General features: G+C 60.0%; 17 protein-coding genes and 2 pseudogenes. 7 read left to right on the forward strand and 12 right to left on the reverse strand.

The annotated features are described in order from the left end of the window. Positions 1–24 precede the first annotated feature (24 nt). Positions 25–2,034: a CocE/NonD family hydrolase gene (locus tag IFT99_RS15865; RefSeq protein WP_192133428.1), complete on the forward strand. Its 2,010-nt coding sequence runs from the start codon at positions 25–27 to the stop codon at positions 2,032–2,034. A 67-nt stretch (positions 2,035–2,101) separates the two neighbouring features. After that, positions 2,102–3,028: a LysR substrate-binding domain-containing protein gene (locus tag IFT99_RS15870; RefSeq protein WP_192133430.1), complete on the forward strand. Its 927-nt coding sequence runs from the start codon at positions 2,102–2,104 to the stop codon at positions 3,026–3,028. A 119-nt stretch (positions 3,029–3,147) separates the two neighbouring features. Here the strand turns inward: IFT99_RS15870 and IFT99_RS15875 are convergent, their stop codons facing one another. Together IFT99_RS15875 and IFT99_RS15880 are read right to left on the reverse strand one after the other, a co-directional pair. Next, on the reverse strand, positions 3,148–4,209 hold the full coding sequence (locus IFT99_RS15875) for a haloacid dehalogenase-like hydrolase (RefSeq protein ID WP_244656994.1): 1,062 nt from the start codon (positions 4,207–4,209) through the stop codon (positions 3,148–3,150). A gap of 404 nt (positions 4,210–4,613) precedes the next feature. After that, positions 4,614–4,802, reverse strand: a pseudogene (locus tag IFT99_RS15880) (tyrosine-type recombinase/integrase); the annotation flags it as partial. 101 nt (positions 4,803–4,903) lie between these two features. On the opposite strand from IFT99_RS15880, the gene tnpA reads away from it, so the two are divergent. Continuing rightward, positions 4,904–5,332 carry an IS200/IS605 family transposase gene (gene tnpA / locus IFT99_RS15885; RefSeq protein WP_192133434.1) on the forward strand — a complete coding sequence of 143 codons (429 nt, stop codon included), beginning with the start codon at positions 4,904–4,906 and terminating at the stop codon, positions 5,330–5,332. Positions 5,333–5,607: 275 nt separating this feature from the next. Here tnpA and IFT99_RS15890 read toward each other — a convergent pair. The 4 genes and pseudogenes from IFT99_RS15890 to IFT99_RS15905 form a co-directional block, all read right to left on the reverse strand. Continuing rightward, positions 5,608–6,570: pseudogene (locus IFT99_RS15890) on the reverse strand (tyrosine-type recombinase/integrase). A gap of 479 nt (positions 6,571–7,049) precedes the next feature. Beyond that, entirely contained in the window at positions 7,050–7,529 is a 480-nt protein-coding gene (locus tag IFT99_RS15895) for a nuclear transport factor 2 family protein (RefSeq protein WP_192133436.1), read from the reverse strand. 49 nt (positions 7,530–7,578) lie between these two features. Next, positions 7,579–8,157, reverse strand: coding sequence for a TetR/AcrR family transcriptional regulator (locus tag IFT99_RS15900; RefSeq protein WP_192133643.1), 579 nt, complete (start codon positions 8,155–8,157; stop codon positions 7,579–7,581). A gap of 57 nt (positions 8,158–8,214) precedes the next feature. Then, positions 8,215–10,569 carry an FdhF/YdeP family oxidoreductase gene (locus IFT99_RS15905; protein WP_192133438.1) on the reverse strand — a complete coding sequence of 785 codons (2,355 nt, stop codon included), beginning with the start codon at positions 10,567–10,569 and terminating at the stop codon, positions 8,215–8,217. Positions 10,570–10,786: 217 nt separating this feature from the next. Here IFT99_RS15905 and IFT99_RS15910 point away from each other — a divergent pair, with 217 nt between their 5' ends. Continuing rightward, on the forward strand, positions 10,787–12,940 hold the full coding sequence (locus IFT99_RS15910; RefSeq protein WP_192133440.1) for a mechanosensitive ion channel family protein: 2,154 nt from the start codon (positions 10,787–10,789) through the stop codon (positions 12,938–12,940). A 3-nt stretch (positions 12,941–12,943) separates the two neighbouring features. Here the strand turns inward: IFT99_RS15910 and IFT99_RS15915 are convergent, their stop codons facing one another. Next, the gene (locus IFT99_RS15915) at positions 12,944–17,257 is read right to left on the reverse strand and encodes a DNA glycosylase AlkZ-like family protein (RefSeq protein WP_192133442.1); all 4,314 of its coding nucleotides are present in this window, start codon (positions 17,255–17,257) and stop codon (positions 12,944–12,946) included. A gap of 191 nt (positions 17,258–17,448) precedes the next feature. Here IFT99_RS15915 and IFT99_RS15920 point away from each other — a divergent pair, with 191 nt between their 5' ends. Together IFT99_RS15920 and IFT99_RS15925 are read left to right on the forward strand one after the other, a co-directional pair. Next, positions 17,449–18,333, forward strand: a complete 885-nt coding sequence (locus IFT99_RS15920) for a sugar nucleotide-binding protein (protein WP_065988444.1) — start codon at positions 17,449–17,451, stop codon at positions 18,331–18,333. Next, the gene (locus tag IFT99_RS15925; protein ID WP_192133444.1) at positions 18,326–19,255 is read left to right on the forward strand and encodes an NAD-dependent epimerase/dehydratase family protein; all 930 of its coding nucleotides are present in this window, start codon (positions 18,326–18,328) and stop codon (positions 19,253–19,255) included. The genes IFT99_RS15920 and IFT99_RS15925 overlap by 8 nt, the downstream gene beginning before the upstream one ends. 66 nt (positions 19,256–19,321) lie before the next feature. Here the strand turns inward: IFT99_RS15925 and IFT99_RS15930 are convergent, their stop codons facing one another. From IFT99_RS15930 to IFT99_RS15950, 5 genes are all read right to left on the reverse strand, one after another. After that, the gene (locus IFT99_RS15930; RefSeq protein WP_192133446.1) at positions 19,322–20,008 is read right to left on the reverse strand and encodes an OmpW/AlkL family protein; all 687 of its coding nucleotides are present in this window, start codon (positions 20,006–20,008) and stop codon (positions 19,322–19,324) included. A gap of 113 nt (positions 20,009–20,121) precedes the next feature. Continuing rightward, complete coding sequence (locus IFT99_RS15935) at positions 20,122–20,637, reverse strand: DUF3299 domain-containing protein (RefSeq protein ID WP_192133645.1); 516 nt, start codon at positions 20,635–20,637, stop codon at positions 20,122–20,124. Positions 20,638–20,653: 16 nt separating this feature from the next. Beyond that, positions 20,654–21,919 carry an ABC transporter permease gene (locus IFT99_RS15940; protein WP_192133448.1) on the reverse strand — a complete coding sequence of 422 codons (1,266 nt, stop codon included), beginning with the start codon at positions 21,917–21,919 and terminating at the stop codon, positions 20,654–20,656. A 1-nt stretch (position 21,920) separates the two neighbouring features. Continuing rightward, on the reverse strand, positions 21,921–22,631 hold the full coding sequence (locus tag IFT99_RS15945; RefSeq protein ID WP_192133450.1) for an ABC transporter ATP-binding protein: 711 nt from the start codon (positions 22,629–22,631) through the stop codon (positions 21,921–21,923). Between the two features lie 63 nt (positions 22,632–22,694). Beyond that, positions 22,695–23,273 carry a DUF2796 domain-containing protein gene (locus IFT99_RS15950; protein ID WP_065988438.1) on the reverse strand — a complete coding sequence of 193 codons (579 nt, stop codon included), beginning with the start codon at positions 23,271–23,273 and terminating at the stop codon, positions 22,695–22,697. Positions 23,274–23,455: 182 nt separating this feature from the next. Here IFT99_RS15950 and IFT99_RS15955 point away from each other — a divergent pair, with 182 nt between their 5' ends. Beyond that, positions 23,456–23,809: a hypothetical protein gene (locus IFT99_RS15955; protein WP_192133452.1), complete on the forward strand. Its 354-nt coding sequence runs from the start codon at positions 23,456–23,458 to the stop codon at positions 23,807–23,809. Positions 23,810–23,872 lie beyond the last annotated feature (63 nt).

Raw genomic sequence — 23,872 nt, forward strand, 5'->3', positions numbered from 1 at the left:
GCATGTTTTGATTTGGAAGATTGAATGAAAGTGATTGAAGAGTTCGCCTACACCGTTCGGGAGATCGAGCATCGCCTGATCCCCTTGAGCGATGGCACACAGTTGGCAGCACGAATCTGGCTCCCACAAACCGAGACTGTGCAGGCATTTCCAGCAGTCCTGGAATACCTGCCCTATCGCAAGCGTGACGGCACAGCTGTACGCGACGCACTGACCCATCCTTGGATGGCGGGCCAAGGCTACGTGTGCATACGTGTTGATATGCGTGGTAATGGCGAGTCTCAGGGGCTTATGGCTGACGAGTATCTTCTGCAGGAACAGAATGATGCGCTGGAAGTCATCGACTGGATGTGCAAACAACCCTGGTGTGACGGCAATGTCGGGATGATGGGCATCTCCTGGGGCGGGTTCAACAGCTTACAGGTTGCTGCTCGGCAGCCAGAGGCCTTGAAAGCGATCATTACGTTGTGTTCTACGGATGATCGCTTTGCTGACGACATCCATTATAAAGGTGGCAACTTGCTGCTGGAAAATTTTGGCTGGGCGGCAACGATGCTGAACTTCAGCGCGGCAGTCCCGGACCCATTGCTGGTGGGCGACGGCTGGCGCGAGCAGTGGTTGGAACGCTTGAACGCCATGCCGTTGCTGGCCAAGACCTGGCTGGAGCATCAGACACGCGACGGCTACTGGCGTCATGGATCGGTATGCGAAGACTACTCAGCTATCAAAGCGGCAGTTTATGCCGTTGGCGGCTGGGGCGATGCGTATAAAAATAGCGTTCCGCGCATGATGCAGCACCTGCAAAGCCCAACAAAATCGATGGTCGGACCGTGGATCCACAAATATCCACACTTCGCCGTGCCCAATCCTGCCATCGGATTTCTTCAGGAGGCTCGCCGCTGGTGGGACTACTGGCTCAAGGGGATCGATAACGGCGTGATGGATGGTCCAACAAGCTGTTTTTATCTTCAGGATGCATTGCCGCCCCGTGGCAGTTACGCTAAACGCCCCGGCCATTGGGTACAAACCGATGGCTGGCCAGATGAACAGATCCAATGGATGGATTACAGCCTTTGCGCTTCTGGCTTGAACAAAGGCTGTGCTGTACTGGAAGACTCGCTGAGTGTTTGCTCCCCGCTGGCCACAGGCCTGCATCAAGGCGAGTACTGTGCAATCTGGTTTGGCCCTGACGGCCCGACGGACCAGCGCCGCGACGATGCCAACTCGTTGTGTTTCGACAGCCCGATACTCAGCGAAACGCTCGAGATACTAGGCGATGTCCGATTGAATCTGCGTCTTGCCAGCAATACCGCAGGCGGTCAGTTAGTGGCTCGTCTGAACGCTGTTGCGCCGGATGGGCAGGTGTCGCAGATCACCTACGGGGTGTTGAATCTCAATCTCCGTGACGATCCAAGCACATTAGCGCCGCCCGTACCCGGCGAGCCCATGCAGGTTCGCCTGAATCTGGATCATGTTGGTTACCGCCTGCCGGCCGGTTATCGTCTGCGCATTTCCCTTAGCACAGCGAGCTTTCCCTTGATCTGGCCGAGCCGCGAGCTAACCACGCTGACGCTCCTGCCTGAACTGCAAAGTGTGCAAGTACCGGTGTTTACCGGGCAACATGTGGACTGCCCTTTTGAAGAGCCTCAAAGCTCAACACCCACCGCGCTGGAGACCATTCGGAAGGCTCAGCCCAAGCGCAGCCTGAACGAGGACGTCGGCAGCGGCGAAGTATGCGTGCATATCCATGATGATCTGGGTGCCATGCGTTTTCTAGATCATGGCCTATGGGTCGACCAGAAATGCTCCGAGCAATATCGGATCCTGCCGTGGGATCCGTTGTCTGCCCGGGCGGATATCCAATGGTCCTACCGGGCAGGCCGGGACGAATGGGGGGTGGAGGTTGATAGCCAATTAAGTATCTGCGCTGATGAGCAGTGGTTCTATGTCAGCGCTGAGCAAGTGGCGCGAGAAAACGGCAAGGAGATCCATCTCCGCACCTGGGAGGAACGAGTGGCCCGAGTCGCATTGTGATACAGATGATGGCAGGATGGCCGCAGGCCGGTTCTGCCTGGGCCCGCCTCTCGTCTCTGGAATTGCCATGTCGCGCCGTAATGTCGACCTACCGCCACTCAATTGTCTACAAACCTTCGAAGCGGCTGCACGCCAACTGAGCTTCACTCAGGCCGCTTACGAATTGAACCTGACCCAGAGTGCGGTAAGTCGCCAGATCAAACGGCTGGAAGAAAACCTGGCCCGACCTTTATTTCACAGACAGGCAACGGGAATCACCCTGACCCCCGCTGGCAATCAGTATTTCCGTACAGTGCAACGACTGTTGCGAGAGCTTGATCGCGAGTCGGCGGAACTGCGTCGTCGCGGTGCGGATGGTCAGCTGACGCTGGCCAGCACACCCACTATCAGCTCTATATGGTTGGCGCAATTGCTGCCGGAGTTCGAGAGCCTGCACCCGGATCTACACATCCGCATCCTGTGCAGCGAAAGCCCGCAACATATCGACGTCAGCGAATATGATCTTGGATTGTTCTATCACCTGGACGAACTCCTCTCACCCCACGGACTGGATCTATCGCCGGTATTCCAGCACGAACAGGTCATCAGCGTATGCAGCCCCGAATACCTGGCGCGACGCGGCATTATTCAGAGTGCGCAACAACTGCTGACCTCCCACACGTTGCTGATCGTTGAAGACCATTTCCATGACTGGCTGACCTGGGCGGACTGGTTTGCAGCCATCGGCGCGGTGTACAGCACCCCACGTCATGCACTGCGCACCAACAGCTATGAACTGCTGATGCAATCAGCCATCCGCGGGCAAGGCGTTTCCTTGGGCTGGCGCAGCCTGCTGGAGACCGAACTGGCGTCCGGGCGTCTGGTCATGGCCTTACCAAATACGATGGTTAGTCGAGGACGCTTGCATCTGATGCAGCCTCACCACCGCAACCCTCCAGCCTCGGTACGCAGTTTCTGTCAGTGGCTGCTGGAACGTGCAGGCAGCGGCGGTTGATTACGCCCTGAGTACACGGCCAGCGCGTGTATCACTCAACGAAACTGATCAACTTCCTTACTCAGCCCGGTAGCCAGCGAGTTCAACCTTTCTGCGGTGACGGCCACCCACACCTCAACCTAGTTGATTTGGTCGGGCCTCACAAAGATCCAATTTTTGTCTGCGGTTACCGCTATTCCATTTTCGGCCTGAGCTTTGGCATTATCCTTGATCATAGTGTCGATCTCGGTTCGAGATTTAGCATTATTATCCAACCAGAGACGCATACCGCCTTTTGTTGAATCCAGCGCATGGAAAAGCATAGGGCCATCGCTGTCTGGAGTATCACCCGCAACGAGAATAGGTTTTTTCCACTGATTAATGTAGGTAGAAATCGCAGCAGGTTTACCAGCAAACCAGGTTGCAGGAGTCCACAAATATGAGGACATTTTGAGCTTAAGATTGGCAACAGAATTGTAACGGCCTTCTGCGATCTGCTTACGCGAAGTCGTCAATTCTCCGCTTTCTGGATCACTAAGCAATGTCGTAACACCTATAACATTTTGTGGTTTTACCCCATAGCCATAACGGGGGTCGCTAGCAATCATCCTCACTAATTCCTCATGCGCTGCTGACACTACATAAACGTTAATACCATTTTCCATCAGTTTACGATAAAGTTCCTGCTGGCCTGCATATAATTTAGGTGCGCGAACTTCGCGAATCTCAATAATATTGTTTTTATCGTACTGATAGATAGGAATTGGTTTTTCATAGGCCATTAGTTCGTCAACATATCCTTTGAGCTGAGCCAAGGTGAACCCTGAATATACCTGTGCTGCCCAAGGGTAACAGACCATATTGTCAAAAGCACAAAGCCGGTAATAATAACTGCTCAGGCTTTCTTTGTGGCCGTTTACATCTTTGAAAGGAATGAGCTTTAGGGAGGGGTCAAGGTTTTCTCGGTTAAGTAATCCTTTCATCTCCAGAAAAGGGAGTAGCGCTTCTTCCAAGTCATATTGATAACTAGTGTTGTCCATGTCAAACACTGCGTAGCCGCCGGTATTTTTATTTGAATTTATTAAATTGTTCAGATGACTCGCTATTGATGGTGGCCAATGATTAAGTTCGGTAGCGCTTACGGTAAAGCTAATGACGCCTAAGAAAAACAAATATACTGATTTTTGAAGCAAAGAAAACATTAGTCCATCCATGCATGAGTTTTGCGAAATGTAAAGCTCGTTTCGCAATGATACCTGAACGCAATCTGTATTGCACCTCATTCCACTTTTAGGATCAAAATCGTGTACGTCGGGATACCCTATGCCAGAGCCACTCGTGCTAGTAGTTCATAGAATACCTATGAATTCCAATCGTTGAACTTCACTGTCTTATCACGGGGAGGTAATGCCTAATGCTACGTCAAATGAAAATGCTGGCCACCCTGCTCGCGGGTGTGTCAATCATTATTAATACGAGCTTGTTAGTGCAAACATATACATACTCACCGATGAAATAATTCGCTAGTTTTCAACGCAAGGTTCTCTCATTGCCTGACAATCTGCTTAGTCCAACTCATCGACGCGACCATGGGCCGTTCTACACATTAAACCCCCGTGCCGCAGATCACGGAAAATGTAAACCCCGAGCGATTCTCCCGGCTGTTGTAGATCTTGGTCGTGCTGATATTGGCATGGCCCAGCCAGCGCTGGACGTTGGCGATGTCAGCTTCATGCTCCAAGGCATTGGTAGCCGCTGTCGCTCTGAGTCCATCTAGTCCCAAGCCGTCGCAAGCATTGCCTTGGCGGGCTTGTCCTTGATTCTTAACTTCAATGTCTTGGTAAGTTCCATGACACCATTATAAACTTGGTCTTTTAAAGGAATCAAGGAACCAAAATGGGCAGACTGCGCAAGCTAGATGGGGATATTCGCCACGGACGCCATTGCGTATTTGCGCTTCATGTTCACTTCGTCTTTGTTACCAAGTTTCGACGCAATGTGTTCCAGAAAGAACATCTGGAGGCGATGCAGCCGATATTGGCAAGCGTCTGCCGGGATTTTGATGCCGAACTGCTGGAGTTCAGTGGCGAGCATGACCACGTCCATCTGCTGCTCACCTATCCGCCGAAGGTGGCACTGTCCAATCTTGTCGCGTCCTTGAAAGGCGTGTCTTCACGCATCCTGCGACAGCAGTTCGGAGACTTTCATCCCTGGCTCAAGCGTCGAGGCGTGCTGTGGTCGCCGTCCTATTTTGCATCGTCGGGCGGAGAAGCGCCTATCGACATCCTGCGGCAATACATCGAGGACCAGCAGTCTCCTCACTAGGGCGCCTACGGCGTCCGTTCTCTTGACCCCGGACTGAACTCCGGGGCTTTGCGCATACAGGGTAATCATCGTGGATGGAAGTGTCGCTTGATGATTCCGCGCCGCAGCGGGCTCGTAAGTGCTTGAGTTGCGTGGCGAGTTTGGGAAAGCCCCCTTTTTCCATGCCGTTAACTATGCGTCTGGCGACAGAGTCGACCATTATCCATGGGTAGCTTGCGCGGTATTCGCGACATTGCGCGCGGGCTAGTAGTCGCGTAGGCACTAATCCCGCTCTATTAATACTTTACCTTGTAGGTGGGTGAATCCTCCGGCCTGTCCTCTCGCCGATCGTAGATCTTGGTCGTGCTGATGTTGGCAAGTCCGAGCCAAGCCTGGACCTTGGCGATGTCGGCCTCGTGCTCCAGGGCATTGGTGGCTGCGGTTACTCTAAGACCATGGACGCCCAGGCCGTCGACTTCAATCCCGGCTTTTTTCGCGTACGCCGCGACTACCGTATATATGCCGTTGGCCGTGATGCAGGCACCGTCCAGCTTGCCTCGCGGCGGTATGAACAGCGGCACCTTTCCGTCGGCCATATGATGCTCTGAGCTTTCCAGGTACTGATGAGTGCGCCCAGCTGCCACCGGGTGCATCGGCAGGTAGCGCACCTTTCCGCTCTTGCTATGCACCTTCAAATGCTGAATACCACGGCGCTCCTGGATGTCGCTCACCTGCAGCAGGGCCGCTTCTTCGCGGCGCAGCCCGTGATAAAGAAGAACAGCCAGTATTGCCCGGTCGCGCTGCCCTTTCAGGGTTGTTTCATCGGGCGCCTCGAGCAGCGCCTTCGCCTGGTGATCGCCCATTGCCGGGGTTTTGCCTTCGTTGCTTTTAATCTTCGGTCGTTTCACCCCATGCACGGGATTGCCGCCGGCGATCGCGTTGCTCTCCAGAGGGGATCTAAGAGGCTGGCCAGCGCGGCCAATTTGCGCCGGATCGTGGCGCCGGCCAAACCGCGATGCTCGGGCTGGGCACGCCAGGCCAAAACGTGCAAACGGGTGACGACGCGAAACTCATCTGCGGAGGCCAAATCCACAAAGCCGCATAAGTCTTCTAGATCATTTTGGTAGGCGCGTCGTGTTCGAGGGTAGTCCAGGTTGGCAAACCACTCGACCGCGGCCGGAACCCGGGTCAGTGTCTGAAATTCGACCTGCTGTGAGCCGAAGCTGATCGTTCTGGTGGGTTTTCGTCAGCTCTTGCATAGCGCCCTCATCATTGGCTCGGGTGCGTCGTTCATCACACATCCAGTCACGAAATTAACGGGAATACTTCCACCTATACAACCTACGTATCCATCGTCTCCCGTGTTGACGCGGGAGCAGCGTTTGCCATGGCAGGTAAGCCAGAGATCGAAATCCCCGAGTACCTGTTCGGGTGTCATTGCAGCCTCTGTCCCCGTTACCTGCTTCCTCTCTGCCTTTGCTGGGGAGACAGGAATAGCTTGTTGTGGCACATGTAAAGAATAAGGCGCCTTTTAGGTGGAAATTTAGCAAAATACTAGACAAAATGCCGTTCGGGATTGGGCATCTGGTTGATTTACAAATATTTTTACTGCGAAGTAGTTCCCTCAGCTGTACAGAAGATTTCTAAACACCGCGTGATCCAGCCGCGATAACGCAGCAAACAAAAGCCCCCGCACAGCTCAGCTGTCGGGGGCTTTGTTTTGGGTCGCGTTCGAGGGTTACAAACCCAGATCCGATAACCCGGGATGATCGTCAGGACGGCGTCCCAGCGGCCAGTGAAACTTGCGCTCTGCCTCTTTGATCGGCATGTCATTGATGCAGGCGAAACGCCGCGCCATCAAGCCGTCTTCATTGAACTCCCAATTCTCGTTGCCGTACGAGCGGAACCAGTTGCCTGAATCGTCGTGCCATTCGTAGGCGTAACGGACCGCGATGCGGTTGTCGGTGAACGCCCAGAGCTCTTTGATCAGGCGGTAGTCGAGCTCCTTGTTCCACTTGCGGATCAGGAAATTTTGCGCCTCTTCACGGTTTTCGACGAAATCGGCGCGGTTGCGCCATTGGGTGTCGAGTGTGTAGGCCAGCGACACCTTTTCAGCGTCACGGCTGTTCCAGCCATCTTCAGCCAGGCGAACCTTTTCGATGGCGGATTCTCGGGTGAAAGGGGGAAGTGGCGGGCGAGTTTGGGCATTGGACGACATGATGGGCCTCCAGGCGGTGATGATTCGGCGGTGGGTGGGACGTGTGTGGCTAGGAACTGGAACGCAAGCGCTGTTCGAGCATCAGCTGGGCAACAGTCTTCGCGCTCTCTGCAGCACTGTAGTCGCCCATGACGCGAGCGACGGTGATCGCGCCTTCCATGAGGATGAGCAGCTGTCTGGCAAGAGTGTGCGGATCGGCAATCCCGAGCTGCTCGCAGAGCTCCAGCGTGTAATCCAGCAGTTTCTGCTTGTGCAGCTTGGCAATAAGACGGATGGGGTCCTGTGGATCGCCAACTTCGCCGGCGGTATTGATAAACGCGCAGCCGCGAAAGCCTTCGGACTCGAACCAGCCTTTGAGCACATCAAACATATTTAGAACGCGCGCTTCAGGGGTGTCGGCCTTGCTTGATTCAGTCCGAAACCAGTCCATCCAGCGTACGTCACGTGCGTTGAGCGCAGCAGCCGCGACCTCGTCTTTGGTAGCGAAGTAGCGATAGATGCTTTTCCTCGCGACGCCCGACGTCTTTACCAGAAGGTCCATGCCGGTGGCCTGAATGCCATTCTGGTAAATAAGCTGTTCGGCGGTTGCGAGGATTTTCTCGCGGGTATTGGCCGTTGATGTATTCATGATGCAGAAGGTAGAACGTCCGTTCTCACGCGTCAAGCCGCTCCTCCAAGAACAGGCTCAGCGCACCTGGTCAGACTCCGGCAGCGCGCGTTTCAAATCCTCTGCACTGGGTGATGCCTTGGCCAGCGTTACGGGGATGGATTTAGCCGCAGGCACCTTGCTGCGTTCAGCGTGATGCCACAACGGAACAAGTGGATTGCACTCGGGGTAGTACGCCGCGCAGCAGTTCTCGGGGATGTCATAGGCAATGATCTGCAGAGGTCCTACCGAACGCGTGACCTGAGGCTCGATGGCGGTGGTGACGTTGACCCAGTCTCCCGGTTTGAAGCCCATTCGCAGGACGTCGTTGCGGTTCATGAAGATGACCGCGCGGGTGCCGCTCACGCCACGGAAGCGATCTTCGTAGCCGTAAATCGTGGTGTTGAACTGGTCATTGCTGCGCAACGTCATCAGTTGCAGCACGTCGCGGCGTGTGTGGTTCGGGTACACGTCATCGTTTTCTTCGAGCAGTTCGGGCGTGATGAACATCGCGCGGCCACTCTCGGTTTTCCATTCACGCTTCGCTGCCGCGATGGGGCGATGAAAGCCGCCGGTTTCCCACATGCGGGTTTCCATGTCGTGGAAAATCTCGGGATAGACCTGAGCGATGCCCTGACGGATCAGCGCGTAATCGCGGCGCCAGGCGTCCCAATCGATCCGGGTGGCACCGGATAATGTTGCCTCGGCAATGCCAGCGAGGATCGCGGCTTCGGCGCGGGCGTGGGCGCTGGCCGGTTCGCTGTTACCCTGCCACGCCCGCACGCAGCCGGTGCTGTCTTCGGTGGTATAAACCTGCTCGACGCCGTTTTGCACATCCTTTTCGATGCGCCCGAGGCAGGGCAGGATCCACGCGTTCTTGCCCGGCACCAGATGAGTGCGGTTTAGCTTGGTGGCGATCTGAACGTTCAGGTCCAAGGTATTCCAGGCCGGCTCCATGCGGGACGTGTCGGGGATCGCCCGCAGAAAATTCCCGCCGAGCCCGATGAATCCGCGCACGCTCCCGTCCAGAAGTCCTTCGCAGGTCTCAACGGTATTCAGGCCTTTTTTCGAGGGGACCGCGAAGCCATACAGTGCCTCAATCTTATCCACAGGAATCTTGTTCGGGTCTTCGGTAATGCCGACGGTGCGCTGGCCCTGCACGTTGGAGTGACCGCGCACCGGGCAAATCCCGGCGCCGCGCTTGCCGATGTTGCCGCGCAGCAGGAGCAGGTTCACCAACATCTGCACGTTAGTCACGCCGCGCCGGTGTTGGGTGATGCCCATGCCGTAAACCAGCATCACGCGCTCGTGTCTGGCGTACACCGTCGCCACCGCCTCCAGCGCGCTGCGGCTCAGTCCTGCCTGACGCTCGATGGTGTCCCAAGGCGTTTCGAGCGCGCAGTTGCAGAACTCGGCGAATCCTTCGGTGTGCTGGGCGATAAACCCCTGATCGATGACTCCGGGCTGACCCTTAGCCAACGCCGCCTCGTCCATTTCGAACAGCGATTTGGCAATGCCCAGCACCACCGCCGTGTCGCCACCGATTGCCAGCTGGTGATATTGAGTGCTGATGACCGTCGATTTCGGCCCGAGCATTTCCACCGGGGACTGCGGATTGACGAAGCGTTCCAGGCCGCGCTCGCGGATCGGATTGAACGTGATGATCGGCACGTCACGCTGCCGCGCTTCACGCAGCTGATGCAGCATACGCGGGCTGTTGCTGCCCACGTTCTGGCCGAAAAACAGGATGCAATCGGTGTGCTCGAAGTCATCCAGCGTCACTGTTCCTACCGGTACGCCGATACTTTCCTGCAGGCCGACCGACGTGCTCTCGTGGCACATGTTCGAGCTGTCGGGCAAATTGTTGTTGCCGTAGGCACGGGCGACCAGTTGGTACATGAACGACGTTTCCAGCGAGGCCCGCCCCGATGCATAAAAAACCACGCTCTCCGGCGTCATGCTTTTCAGCTGCGCGCCAATGTCGCGGTAGGCCTCCTCCCACGTGGTTTCCTGGTAACGATCAGTTCCAGCGTTGTACCGCATGGGGTGCGTGAGGCGGCCCTGTTGCTCAAGGTCGTAATCGGGCCACTGGCGCAACTCGGTGAGGGTGTGCCGGGCGAAAAAGGCCGGGTCGGTCTTCCGCGACGTCAGCTCCCACGCGGTGGCCTTCGCGCCGTTTTCGCAGAACTCCAGGCTGTGGGGTTTGCCGGGCTTGGCCCATGCGCAGCTGACACAGGCAAATCCGCCCGGCTTGTTCTGCTTGATCAGCGGCAGGCCTGCGCGAATCGGTGCCTGCTCACGCCAGAGGATCTCCATCACCGACTTCGCCGAGCCCCAACCGCCGGCGGCAGAGGTGTAGGGGCGGAAATGGGCTTTGGGATGGATGAGCGACATGGGGTTGATCCTCGGCGGAGCGGGCGCACTGGAGACAGTCGCCCTCGTAAGGCTACGACGAAGCGGCTCGGTAAAGGTTCGTTACATTTGTCGGTAAGAGGACCGTCAACGGCCAACATGACGATTGCGTGTCGGATCGAACTTGCCGGGTGAAATCCGATCAGTGTCAGAGGGCCGTTTTTTCCACGGTTCCCTGATCGAAGGAGTGACTCGCGTTTTGCCGAATTTCAAACCCTTTCTGTTGCTTTGCCTGCTGTTAAGCGTTTGCAGCGTCAATGTTCAAGCCGCTGACGCCCCCGCCGCAACAACCGCTGCCGCTGCGGCACCCGCCGATTCTGCACCGGAGGATCCCGCCAAAGCGGAGATTCTGGTCAAGGGAGGATTGCTCGGCGCCATCAGTTCCAGCATCGACAGCGTGCAAGACAAGCTCGATGTGGATGGCCACCTGCTCGACTCCTGGCGTCTGCGCGCTGACCGCGCCGCCGACGAGATCGACGCGCTGGTCAACAAGCCGCAGTCGCGCTCAGCGTGGCGGATCGCCGGCGATTTCGTGATGCTGTCCCTGGTGTGGGCGGGGGCGTTCCTGCTGCTCAATCGCATCGGCGCGTTCCTCGTCACCCGGCTATCGCGGCACCGGTTTTTGATTCGCCGTGATCGCGTGGTCGGGGTGCTGGGTTATATGCTTCCTTATATGGTGCCGGCGCTCATCTGCCTGCCGCTGACCCTGTACGTCAGCCACTTCATGCCGACATCGGTCGGACGCGCGCTGGCGCTGTGTCTGGCGTACTCGACCAGCAGCGGGATTTTCTCCACCTCGGTGCTGTTGTCCCTGATTGTGCTGTTCAACTCGGGCCATAAACGGCCAGCGGTGCGCATCATTCGTCACTACGCGCCGCATCCGCTGTTCATCATCGGCTTTCTCGCGGCGTTGAGCGACGCGTTGACCAGCCCGCAGATTGCCCGGCTGTTTGGTGGCAACGTGACCACCAGCATCGCGGCGTTCACCGGGCTGATGGCGTCGGTCATGTTTGGCATGGTCGTCATCCGCATGCGTCGGCCGATCGCCCATCTGATCCGCAACCGTTCCCTCGGCGCCCGGCTGGCGCGGCCCGCGGTGCAACAGACGCTGAAGATTTTCTCCAGCCTGTGGCACTTGCCGATCCTGCTGATGATTCTGGTCTCGGCGGTGAATCTGATCGGTGCCGGCGAAGGCAGTCAGGAAGCCCTGCGTTGCGCGTTGCTGACGACAGTCCTGTTGATTGGCGCGGTGTTTCTGAGCACCTTGTTCCAGCACGTGTTCAAGCCCACCGAGACGCGGACCGACAGTGTTTACAAGGAGCGTCTGCTGAGCCTGTTGCACGCGGTCATGCGTATTGCGCTGGCGATCGGCTTCATCGAGTTGCTGGGCCGGATCTGGGGTTTCTCGCTGTTCGAATTTGCCCAACGCAATGCACTGGGCAAAGTGATCAGCGATTCCCTCAGCAGCATCGGCCTGATTCTGTTGGTGACCTGGCTGCTATGGGTGGTGATGGACACGGCCATTCAGGAAGCCCTGAAGCCTGCGGCCAATGGACGTTCCGCGCGTCAGCCGAGCACGCGGGTGAAGACCATCCTGCCGCTGCTGCGCAACGCGATGAAGATCATCCTCGTGGTGATCTGCACCATCACGACCATGGCCAATCTGGGCATCAACGTCGCGCCACTGCTGGCCGGTGCGGGGGTTGTCGGTCTGGCGATCGGCTTCGGTTCGCAGCAGTTGGTGCAGGACGTTATTACCGGCCTGTTTATCATCATCGAGGACACTATCTCCATCGGCGATTGGGTGGTGCTGGATTCAGGCCATGCCGGCACGGTCGAGAGCCTGACGATCCGTACGTTGCGTCTGCGCGACGGCAAGGGCTTCGTGCATTCGGTGCCGTTCGGGCAGATCAAGGCGGTCACCAACCAGTCGCGGCAGTTCGCCTACGCCTTCTTCTCGTTCCAGTTCACCTACGACACCGACGTGGACGCGGCGACCTCGCTGATTCGTGAAGCGGGCCAGTCGATCAGCGACGATTTACTGCTGGCGAGCAAACTGCAGGGGCCGCTGGAGGTGTTCGGGCTGGACCGCATGGACATGAATGGGATCGTCATCACGGCGCAGTTCCGTACGTCATCGGGCGGGCAGTACGCGGTGAGCCGTGCATTCAATGATCGGCTCAAGCGACTTGTGGATAAGTCTCCTGAGGTGCGATTCGCGCAAACTTATCCACAGCTGGTGATGAGCCCGCACAATCGCCAGGCACCTGAGGGGGAAGAGGGCGCTGAGCAACAAGCGCTGCCCGGCAAGACCTCGGTAGTGAACAAGGACGGGTCCGAAAGCCCGGCTTGAGATCTACCGGAACAGCCGATCGCGCACCTGCAACATCAGCGCCTCATCCACCTCGCCCCAATACTGGGGCTTGCCGGCGATGATGGCGGCGATGGGGATGCCGTCGCGGTAAACCAGCTTGTTGCCCACAATCGCCGGGACCTTCGCGCCGGGCAGCAGCGTCCCGGCGAGGTTGAGCGGGTCGACGCCGCTGACGGCAATCAAGCTGCCGTCCAATGGGCGGTTGCGGACTTCGCGCAACAGCGGGATGGCTTCGGGCAATGCGAATTGCTCACCGGCCAGGCCTGAAACGAAGCGCCCGCCGCGAATCTCTCCGCGTGCCTCAAGCCTGTGGAACGTGCGCAGCAGCTCGCGCCAAGTCGGCAGCCAGTCCGCCTCGCGCTCCAACAGGCGCCAGAACACCACGCCGTATCGGCGCAGCAAGGTCATGGCGACATGCTCCAGCGTGTCACTGTCGATCCGTTGTGACGCGCCTTCTTCTTTCGCCGGCGCGCGACGCAACAACGCCCAGCGCCCGGCATCGTCCATGCCGCCAATGAACGCGCCGCGATTGCGTCGACTGGTGTGGCTGCTGCGTTTGCTCGCCGGGGTGATCAGCGCTCGCAGCCCGGCGAAGCTGTCGGCATTGACCAACCCGGCACCGACCAATTCCTGCAGTGCCGTCTCCAGCTCGGCCCGCAACAAGTGCGCTTCGCCGGTCAGCTCATCGAAAAACATCGCGCCCTGGCTCGACAATACCTCGTGAACCTTCTGCGCGCGCAGGGATAATTCAGTCGGCGCCGGCTGTTCGGTCAGCCCGGTCCACAGGCGGACCTGCGGTCGCGGCAGCAGCACAATCGGCGTACTGCGCAACGCAGCGCTGCCCACCTTGTTGCGACTGGTCAGACGCATCCACACCACCTTGCCGGACCGACACAAGTCATCCAGCCAGATCGATGAATAGTCCTTCAGGCGTGCCGGAAGAAGATCACTGTCCCAGGCGCCTGCCGCCGACGAGAAACCTTCCAGTTGCGCGACGACTTCCGGCAGCGCGGCTTTGCCCTGGCTTTGGGTCGTGGCAGACAGATGCTGCCAGTCGAACAGGAATCGAGTGAAGTCCTGCAGCGACACCGGCTCGATTTCCCGGCGCAGGCGTTTGACCGTGTAACGGTGAATGCGCGACAGCAGATGCCGCTCGCACCATTCTTCCTTGCCGGCGTCAGGGTTGAACTGACCGCGCAGCACGTAACCTTCGTTCTCCAGCTGCGCGAGTGCCTGGGCGACTTCGTTCTGCGTCAGCGCCAGTGGCTCGGCAATGTCAGCGACCGTAAGCGGGCCGAAACCGCCCAGCCGCGCCCGCACGATTTCGACGCGCGCTTCGTCTTCGGTCCACGCTTCATCGAACCCGGCCAATGCCGCCAATGGCGGGTGCATTTCAGCGGCGGGGTAGATCGCCTGCAAACACGTCAGCCGCTCCAGAGGAATCCACAGCGCCTGTTCCGGGGTGACCTGCAAGCGCGTGCCACGACCCGAGCGGGCCAGGCTCTCCAGCCATTTCATCCAGTCGCTGTGCTCGCGGGCCTCAACGCCGGTGATGCACCCCAGGCTCATGAGCGCCTCGTGCATCTCATCCACGTTTTGCGGCTGCGGCCAGGCTTCATCGGCCACCGCTTTGATCGCATCGACATCCAGCGCGCCGAGATCGTCGGTGGATTCCGGGTCGCTCCAGCGCCGATTGAGCACCGCCTGGGTGCGACGTTCTTCCAGCGGCGCGTTGTCGAGAAACGCATACGGCTTGGCGTTGAGGATTTCCGCCGCCAGCGGGGAGGGCGCAGGCAGATCGCGACTGACCAGACGCACCTCGCCGTTTTCCATGCGCCGCAGCAGTTTCAGCCAGCTTTCGGCGTCCATGGCTTCGTGCAGGCAGTCGTCCAGGGTCTGCTCGATCAGCGGATGCTCCGGCACATCCCGCTCGCCCACCAGATTTTCCAGGCAGGCGATCTGGTCCGGAAACACCGTGGCGATCAGGTCATCGCTCTTGATCCGCTGCAACTGAGGCGCCACTTTTCGCCCCCCGGTGTAACGCGGCAGGGCCAGGGCGACACCGGCGTTCCAGCGCCAGCGCACGCCGAACAGCGGCGCATCCAGCACCGCCTGAATCAGTAAATGCTCGGCGGTGGCGGCGTTGAGATAACGCCAGACTTCGTCAAGCGCAAAGCTGTGCGCCGTGGACAGCGACAGCACGATGGCGTCCTCGCTGGCGGCGGCTTGCAGCTCGAAGTTGAAGGTTCGGCAGAAGCGCTTGCGCAGCGCCAGCCCCCACGCGCGATTGACCCGGCTGCCGAACGGGGAATGAATCACCAGTTGCGTGCCGCCGGACTGATCGAAAAAGCGCTCGATGACCAGCGTGTCCTGTGACGGCAGCGCGCCCAGGGCCGAGTGCGCGCGGGCGAGGTATTCAATGATCTGCTCGGCGCTGGCGAGGTCCAGGCCCAGGCTTTTTACCAGCCAGTCCGTGCAGGCCTGAAGATTGCCGGGGTGGGCGCTGAGCTGCTCGTCGATGTCGGCCTGCAAGCGGGCGACGGCGAACGACAACTCGTCGCTGCGCCCGGGCGCTTCACCCATCCAGAACGGAATGTTCGGCGGCATGCCGTGGGCGTCCTCGACCCGCACGCGGCCGGACTCGATCCGCAGAATCCGGTAGGACGTGTTGCCCAGCTGGAAGATGTCCCCCGCGGCGCTCTCCACGGCGAAGTCTTCGTTGACGGTACCGATGTTCAGCGCCTGGGGTTCGAGGACCACGCTGTAATCGGCGTTGTCCGGAATCGTGCCGCCACTGGTGACCGCCGTGAGTTTGCTACCGCGCCGGCCACGCAACGTGCGGGTCAGCGCGTCGCGATGCAGGTACGCCGCGCGCACGCCCTGACGCCCGCTGTAACCCTCGGCGAGCATGCTCAGCAGCGCCTGATAATGGCCTTCATCGACGTCGGCGTAGGGCGAAGCCTTGCGGAACAGCGCCAGCAGGTCCTGCTCCTGCCATTCCTGACAGCTGACCTCGGCGATGATCTGCTGCGCCAGCACATCCAGCGGCGCCTTGGGAATGACCAGCGTGTCGAGCTCGCCGCGACGCACGCAATCCAGCAGCGCCGCGCACTCGATCAGATCATCTCGGGAAACCGCGAACAGCCGCCCCTTGGGTGTGCCGCCTACGTGGTGACCGGAGCGGCCGACGCGCTGCAAAAAGGACGCGATGGAGCGGGGCGAGCTGATCTGGCAGACCAGATCGACGTCGCCAATGTCTATCCCCAGTTCCAACGACGCCGTGGCGATCAGTACCTGCAGGTCACCGCGCTTGAGGCGCTGCTCGGCGTCGAGCCGCTGTTCCTTGGCCATGCTGCCGTGGTGGGCGGCAACGGCCTCGTTGCCCAGTCGCTCGCTCAAATGCCGCGCCATGCGCTCGGCCAGGCGCCGGGTGTTGACGAAAATCAGCGTGGTGCGATGTTCACGCGCCAGCACCGCGAGCCGGTCGTAGACCAGTTGCCAGACGTCGCTTGACATCACGGCGCTCAGGGCCACAGGCGGCACTTCGATAGCCAGATCCCGGGGGCGCGCGTGGCCGATGTCGACGATGGCGCACGGCCGGCTGACCGGGTCGCTGCCCACCAGAAAGCGCGACACCCGCTCGATAGGTTTTTGCGTCGCCGACAGCCCGATGCGCAGCAGCGGTTTTGCACACAGCGCCTGTAAACGCTCCAGTGTCAGGGCGAGATGACTGCCGCGCTTGCCGGCCGCGATCGCGTGAATCTCATCGACGATGACGGTCTGCGTGCTCGCGAGCATGCGCCGACCGGAGTCGGACCCCAGCAGCACGTAGAGCGATTCCGGCGTCGTCACCAAAATGTTCGGCGCGGTTTTACGCATCGCGGTGCGTTCTTTCTGCGGCGTGTCACCGGTGCGCACGGCAGTGGTGATGCGCAGCCCGGGCAGACCTTGCTGAATCAGCTGATCGGTGATGCCCGCCAGCGGGTTTTGCAGATTGATCTGGATGTCGTTGGACAGCGCTTTCAGGGGCGAAACGTACACCACGAAGGTCTCGTTCGGCAGCTCGCCACCCCGCTCCAGCCCCTGATGCACCAGATCATCGATGACCGCCAGAAACGCGGTCAGGGTTTTCCCGGATCCGGTGGGCGCGGCAATCAGCGTGGACTCGCGGCGTTTGATCAGCGGCCACGCCTGGGCCTGGGCCGCGGTAATGGCCGGGAATGTCGAGCGAAACCACGCGCTGACCGCCGGATGAAAGGCGTCGAGCACCGGGTCGGGTGTCTGGGGAAGGTTCATCGCTAATTAATGCGGGCGCAGGCAGGCAGATGCAAGAGGCAGATACCGGGCCAAGTGATCGGCGGCGCGCCTCAACAGCTTCACGCAGTCCCGCGCGCCCGAGGCTGTTGGGACTTGCCCGTCGACGTGTTATGTTTGCGGACGTTTTTCACCTAATTTTAATCGACCTGAAGACTGAGCCTGCTGACTCTATGCGAATGCGCCTTATGCTATTGGGCGGCGGGAATGCCCTCGGGCAGGCGTTGATTCGTCTAGGTGCCGAGGAGAACATTGGATTCCTCGCGCCGCGCCCACCGCAAGACGGTTGGGATGCGGCAAGCCTGACGCAACTGCTCGATGACACCCGCCCGGATGCCTTGATCAATCTCGCTTACTACTTCGACTGGTTTCAGGCGGATCGGGTAAGCGCTGACAGGCTGGATAATCAGGAACGCTCTGTGGAGCGTCTCGCTGAACTGTGCCAGCACCACAACATCGTCCTTGTTCAACCCTCCAGCTACCGAGTTTTCGACGGTTCGCGGGCGACGGCTTACAGCGAAAAAGACGAGCCCGTGCCGCTGGGTTCCCGTGGGCAGGCCCTGTGGCGCATCGAGCAAAGCGTGCGGGCAACCTGTCCGCAGCATGTGCTGCTGCGTTTTGGCTGGCTGCTCGACGACAGCGCCGAAGGCGTACTGGGGCGCTTTCTCAGCCGCGCCGAATCCCCCGGTGAATTGCTGCTGGCAGACGACCGTCGTGGCAATCCGACGCCGGTCGACGATGCCGCGAGGGTGATCATTTCGGTGCTCAAACAGCTCGATTGCGCCGCGCCGCTGTGGGGCACTTATCACTACGCCGGCCACGAAGCGACCACGCCACTGGCGTTCGGTCAGGCCGTGTTGACCGAAGCCCGTCTGCTGCGCCCGCTGGCGATCGAGGTACCTACCGCGCAGGCCCACGCCGCACGTCCGGACGCCAGCGAGGAGCCGCAGAACGCCGTGCTCGCCTGCAAGAAAATTCTCCACACTTTCGGTATCAAGCCACGCGCCTGGCGTGCCGGCCTGCCCAACCTACTGGACCGCTATTACCGCCATGTCTGATGCTCCTGTCCTCATCACCGGCGGCGCCGGTTTCATCGGTTCGCACCTGACGGACGCGCTGCTCGCCAAAGGCTATGCCGTGCGTATTCTCGACGACCTGTCCACCGGCAAGCCCAGCAACCTGCCGCTGGACAACCCGCGTGTTGAGCTGATCGAAGGTGATGTGGCCGATGCCGCGCTGGTGGCCCGAGCGGCGGTAGGTTGCCAGGCCGTGGCGCACCTGGCTGCCGTCGCGTCGGTGCAGGCCTCGGTGGATGATCCGGTGAAGACGCACCAGAGCAATTTCATCGGCACGCTGAATGTCTGCGAAGCGATGCGCCAGGCCGGTATCAAACGCGTGGTGTTTGCTTCCAGCGCTGCGGTGTACGGCAACAACGGTGAAGGCGAGGCCATCACCGAAGACACCCCGAAAGCACCGCTGACGCCCTATGCGTCGGACAAACTGGCCGGTGAGCACTACTTCGATTTCTATCGCCGTCAGCATGGTTTGGAGCCTGTCGTGTTCCGCTTCTTCAACATCTTCGGCCCGCGCCAAGACCCTTCATCGCCGTACTCCGGCGTGATCAGCATCTTCGCAGAGCGTGCGGTAAACGGCCTGCCGATTGCCGTTTTCGGTGATGGCGAGCAGACCCGCGACTTCTTCTACGTCGAGGACCTGGTTGACCTTGTGGTACAGGGAATCGAAATGCCGACCGTGGCAGAGGGCGCGGTCAATGTCGGCCTGAACGCGACGACTTCGCTGAATGAGCTGCTGGCCGCCCTTGCCGAGGTGGTGGGGAACCTGCCAGCGGTAAGCTACCTGCCGGCGCGTTCGGGTGACATCAAGCATTCCCGGGCGAGCAATCAGCGTCTGCTTGAGCGCTTCAAAGTGCCAGAGCCCACGCCGCTGAAGGTCGGGCTGGCGCGACTGCTGGGGCGCTGAAACCCGCGCAGCAAAAAGGCACCGATGAGGTGCCTTTTTTATGCCTGTTCGTTGGGGCGCAAGCGCTTAGAACTTGTAGCCCACGCCAACCATGTACACCCACGGATCGACGTCCACGTTCACTTTGGTCCGGCCGACGCCCAGCGCCGACGGGCCGTCCAGCGTCGCTTGGGTGTCGATGTCCACGTACCAGACGGCGGCGTTGAACATGATCTTGTCCGTCAGCATGTAGTCCGCGCCGATCTGACCGGCCCAGCCCCACGAATTCTTGATGTGCAGGTTGTTCATGCCCTGGCCTTTGCGTTCGCTGCTCAGGTTTTCATCGTAGAACCAGGTGTAGTTCACGCCGACACCGGCATAGGGCTGGAATTTCGACGTCGCATCCATCGGGTAGTACTGCAGCGACAGGGTCGGCGGCAGCTGCTTCACGTCCGCCAGCTTGCCATCCAGACCCGGGCCCAGGCCCTTGACCGCAACGGTGTGCTGGAAAGGCGTTGCCGCCAGCAACTCAAGGCCCACGTGGTCGGTGAGCATGTAGGCGAAGGCCAGGCCCAGTTGGGTGTCGCTGTCCAGTGTCGCTTTGGTCCCCGGGACTTTGGTGCCGTCCAGCTTGAGGTTGCCGCTCTCTTCATTGGGCGCCGTTGTGGCAGCACCGGCGCGAATGATGAAGTCACCGGCCTGGTGGGCGTGAGCAGCGAGGGGGACACCGAGTGCAAGCGCGAGCAGGGGCGCGCTGAGCAGGTACTTGTGCATGGGGGCTCCGTAAGGGCATAAAAAAGGTATGCCGTATGTTACGAAGCGTCTAGGTCGCGGTTTTTGACCTGGCTCAATGAAAACTCGATTAGGGTGTGCCTGTTAACGGCCACTCACTGCTCATCCGGCATTTCGTACACCAGAATCTTGTCCGCTTCCATCTGGTAACCCGCGTCGGCCAATTCGCTGGTCGAGGATTTGACCTGCATCGGGCCTTCGATCCAGTAGGGTTGGTACAGCTCGTCCACCTTGACGCCCAGTTCGCTCGTCACGTGGACGATCTGATTCGGCGGCGGTGGGGGCACGTGAATGCAGGCGCCGAAGTAGGGCACCAACAGAAACTCTGTCACCCGGCCTTCCTCGCTGACTTCCAGCGGCACGATATACCCCGGCAGCCGCACTCGCTGGCCATCGAGCGATTTGACCACCGGCGCATGGGGCGCCAGTTGATGGGCGGCGGGCGCCGACTCGACTGACAGGGTGTCCGCCATGCTCGACAGGTTGTGAATGGGCGCGGTGATCAGCTTCACCGGCGGCGCGTCAGGCGGGATCATTTCCTGCCACGTCAGCACGCGCAGGTCCTGCGCCCACAACGGCGTCACGACGAGCATTACCAGCATCCAACCCATCCGCATCACAACGACCTCATAAACGAATCGACAACCCGTCTGCCAGCGACTGGCGATAGGCTCGCCACGCGGGCACGGTGCCCATCAACACGGCAGCGCCGAGAATGCCTGCCAGCAGCGTCCACTCGTAGGCGCTGGGCAGGGAGAGCGGCAAATACAAACCGTAATTGGCCTGCACGTAACCCTGCGCGGAGGCAATGCCGATGTAAAGCAGCGCCAGGCCGCAGACCGAGCCTGCCAGCGCCAGGGCAAAGGCTTCCAGCACCAGCAGACTGGCGATATGCCAAGGCCGCGCGCCCACCGAACGCAGAATCGCCATCTCGCGGCGCCGCTCGTTGAGGCTGGTGAGAATCGCCGTCAGCATGCCGATCAGTCCGGTCAAGACAACGAACAACGAGATCACGAACAGCGCTTTTTCAGCGGTGCCCATCAGGCTCCACAGCTCCTGCAGCGCCACCCCCGGCAGAATCGCCAGCATCGGTTCGCCGCGGAACTCGTTGATCTCGCGCTGCACGGCAAAGGTCGCGATCTTGCTGTTCAGCCCGAGCATGAAGGCAGTGATGGCCGTGGGCGTGAGGTCCATATTGCGTGCCTGGTCGGCACTGATCCGACCGGCGCCTTGTGCCGGCACGCCGTTGTGCCAGTCGATGTGAATCGCTTCCATACCGCCCAGGCTGATGTGCAGCGTGCGGTCCACCGGCGTGCCGGTGCGTTTGAGGATGCCGACGACGGTGAACGGCTTGTCGTCATGCTTGACCAGGCTCACCGTCGCGACGCCGTGGGCCAGCACCAGCTTGTCGCCGAGCTTGTAATGCAGCGCGTCCGCCACTTCTGCGCCGAGCACCACTTCGAACGGGTCGGTGGCAAACGGCCGGCCGTCGGCCAGCTCCAGGTGCTGCTGACGACCGTACTGGTAGTGCTCGAAATACGATTCGTTGGTGCCCATCACCCGATAGCCGCGATGGCTGTCACCCAGGGAAATCGGGATCGCCCACTTCACCTGCTTGCTGTTGGCGAAGTGCTCGAAGCTGTCCCAGCGAATGTTGTTGGTGGCGTTGCCGATGCGGAACACCGAGTAGAGCAGCAGGTTGACCGAGCCCGAGCGCGCGCCGACGATCAGGTCTGTGCCGCTGATGGTGCTGGCGAAACTCGCGCGCGCTTCGGTGCGCACCCGTTCGACCGCCAGCAGCAGGCAGACGGAGAGGGCAATGGCGAACGCGGTGAGGAATGCAGTGAAGCGGCGGTTGGCGAGGCTGGCCAGCGCCAGACGAAGAAGATACATCTCAAACCTCTGCAGCGACGGCGGCGCGATTGAGTTCGGCCAGCGACAGGTTGCGGTCGAACAGCGGCGCCAGGCTCTGATCATGGCTGACGAACAACAGGCTGGCACCGGCCTCGCGGCATTCGGCGAACAGCAGCTGAATGAAGGCTTCGCGGGCGTCGGCATCCAGCGCCGAGGTGGGCTCGTCGGCGATGACCAGTTCCGGCTGGCCGATCAGGGCGCGTGCGGCAGCGACGCGCTGCTGCTGACCGATGGACAGGGAGTCGGCGCGGCGGCCCAGCATTTCAGGGTCTTTCAAGCCCAGGTGAGCGAGCAGGGTTTCAGCCGCTGTGTCGACGCTGCCGTGGCGCTGGGTCGCCCGCTGGGTGCGTAATGTGGAAAAGCGGCAGGGCAGCTCGACGTTCTCGCGCACTGACAAAAACGGCAGCAGGTTGAACTGCTGGAAAATGTAGCCCGTGTGATCGACACGAAAGCGGTCCCGCGCTCCGGCCGAGAGCTGTGTCAGCTCTTGACCGAGCAGGCGAACGCTGCCGCGACTCGGGCGCTGCACACCGCCCAGTAGACCCAGCAGTGTGGTTTTGCCGCTGCCGCTGGGGCCTTTGAGGAACAGGGTTTCGCCGGCATCAAGGCGAAACGCCGGAATGTCCAGCAGTTGCGGATGCCCCGGCCAGCTGAAGCCGAGTTCGGACAATTCAATGAGCGCTTGAGTCATGGCCACACGTGCGTCTGAAAAGTGATCGACCGGGAAGCCCGGTCGCTGATGGAGCGGCGTTGGTTAAAACTTGATCGCCGGATTGCTCGGACGCACTTCGGCGCCCATTTGGCGTTTCGGTGTCACCAACTGCACCTGAATGGTCTGAGTGGCCGGGAAGCTTTTGAACAGTTGGGTCAGATCGAGCTTGTTGAACACATTTGGCGCGCTGCAGGTGAATTGATAGTGGCCATGAATTTCGCTGTGCTCGTGTTCGGCGGCGTCGCCATCGGCGTGGTCGTGATCGTCGTCATCCTTGTCGCCGAACAGCGTGCTTTCCACCCGTTGTCTGGTGGCGGTGCAGCCGGCCGCTTCCGGAAGACTGAACAGCGCGTGGGGCTTGAGCAGGGTTTCCTTGGCCAGGGCAAGGGTCATTTTGTCTGCGTCGGTGGTTGCCGGGTGCTCAAAGCCGACGATATTCATGGCCGGGGTGTCGAGTTCCAGTTCCAGCGTGCGGCCGTCCAGCGCCATATCCAGCCGCGCGACACCGTGGACGTGCGCGCCGAGACTGCCGTGCTCATGATCGTGGTCATGTTCATCGGCCGCGAAGGCGACGGCGAGGGGCAGCAGGGCGAAGGGCAGGGCGAGTAGCAAACGACGCATGGGGGAAAGCTCCGGAAGCGAGTCTGAAATGTGTTATGTAATCTTATAACAATGTGTGGCGCCGTTTCTTAACTTTTTCAGGCAGCGCTTATGGAGGTGCGTCGCGGAGGGTTCAGGGATCACGTGCAGGTCGCCAATTCCTGTGGGACCATGCCGGTCCGCCCTATCAGAGGACACACCCCATGCTGCGAATCCGTGGAACCGTCGGCGATCTGCCGGTGGATCTGACTGTGGAAATGGACGACGCCGATTGGGCTCGGCTGGGTGTTCAGTTGGGCACGCAGGTGCGGGAAGCGTCTACGCCCACTGATACGCCGGTCAAACCTGTCGCCAGCCGCAACGATGCTGTCTGGGATATCGCTCAGGCGCTGTTGCGCAAGGCAGGTCACCTGAACGGGCCGGATCTGCTCGGTCAGCTGGAAGGTCTCTCGGGCAGCACCGCTGCGGGCAAACGCCTGATGGTGCGCATGCGTCACAGCGCCAACGTGAAAGTGGAAAGCCAGGGCGACACGCCGGTGTATCACTGGGTTGAGTGATACACAGCCTGCAGGACCCCCATAGGACCGCGTAGATCTATGGGACTGGCTCGGCCCGTCAAT

The sequence above is a fragment of the Pseudomonas sp. CFBP 8772 genome (genome assembly GCF_014841665.1).
Taxonomy (GTDB): Bacteria; Pseudomonadota; Gammaproteobacteria; order Pseudomonadales; family Pseudomonadaceae; genus Aquipseudomonas; species Aquipseudomonas graminis_B.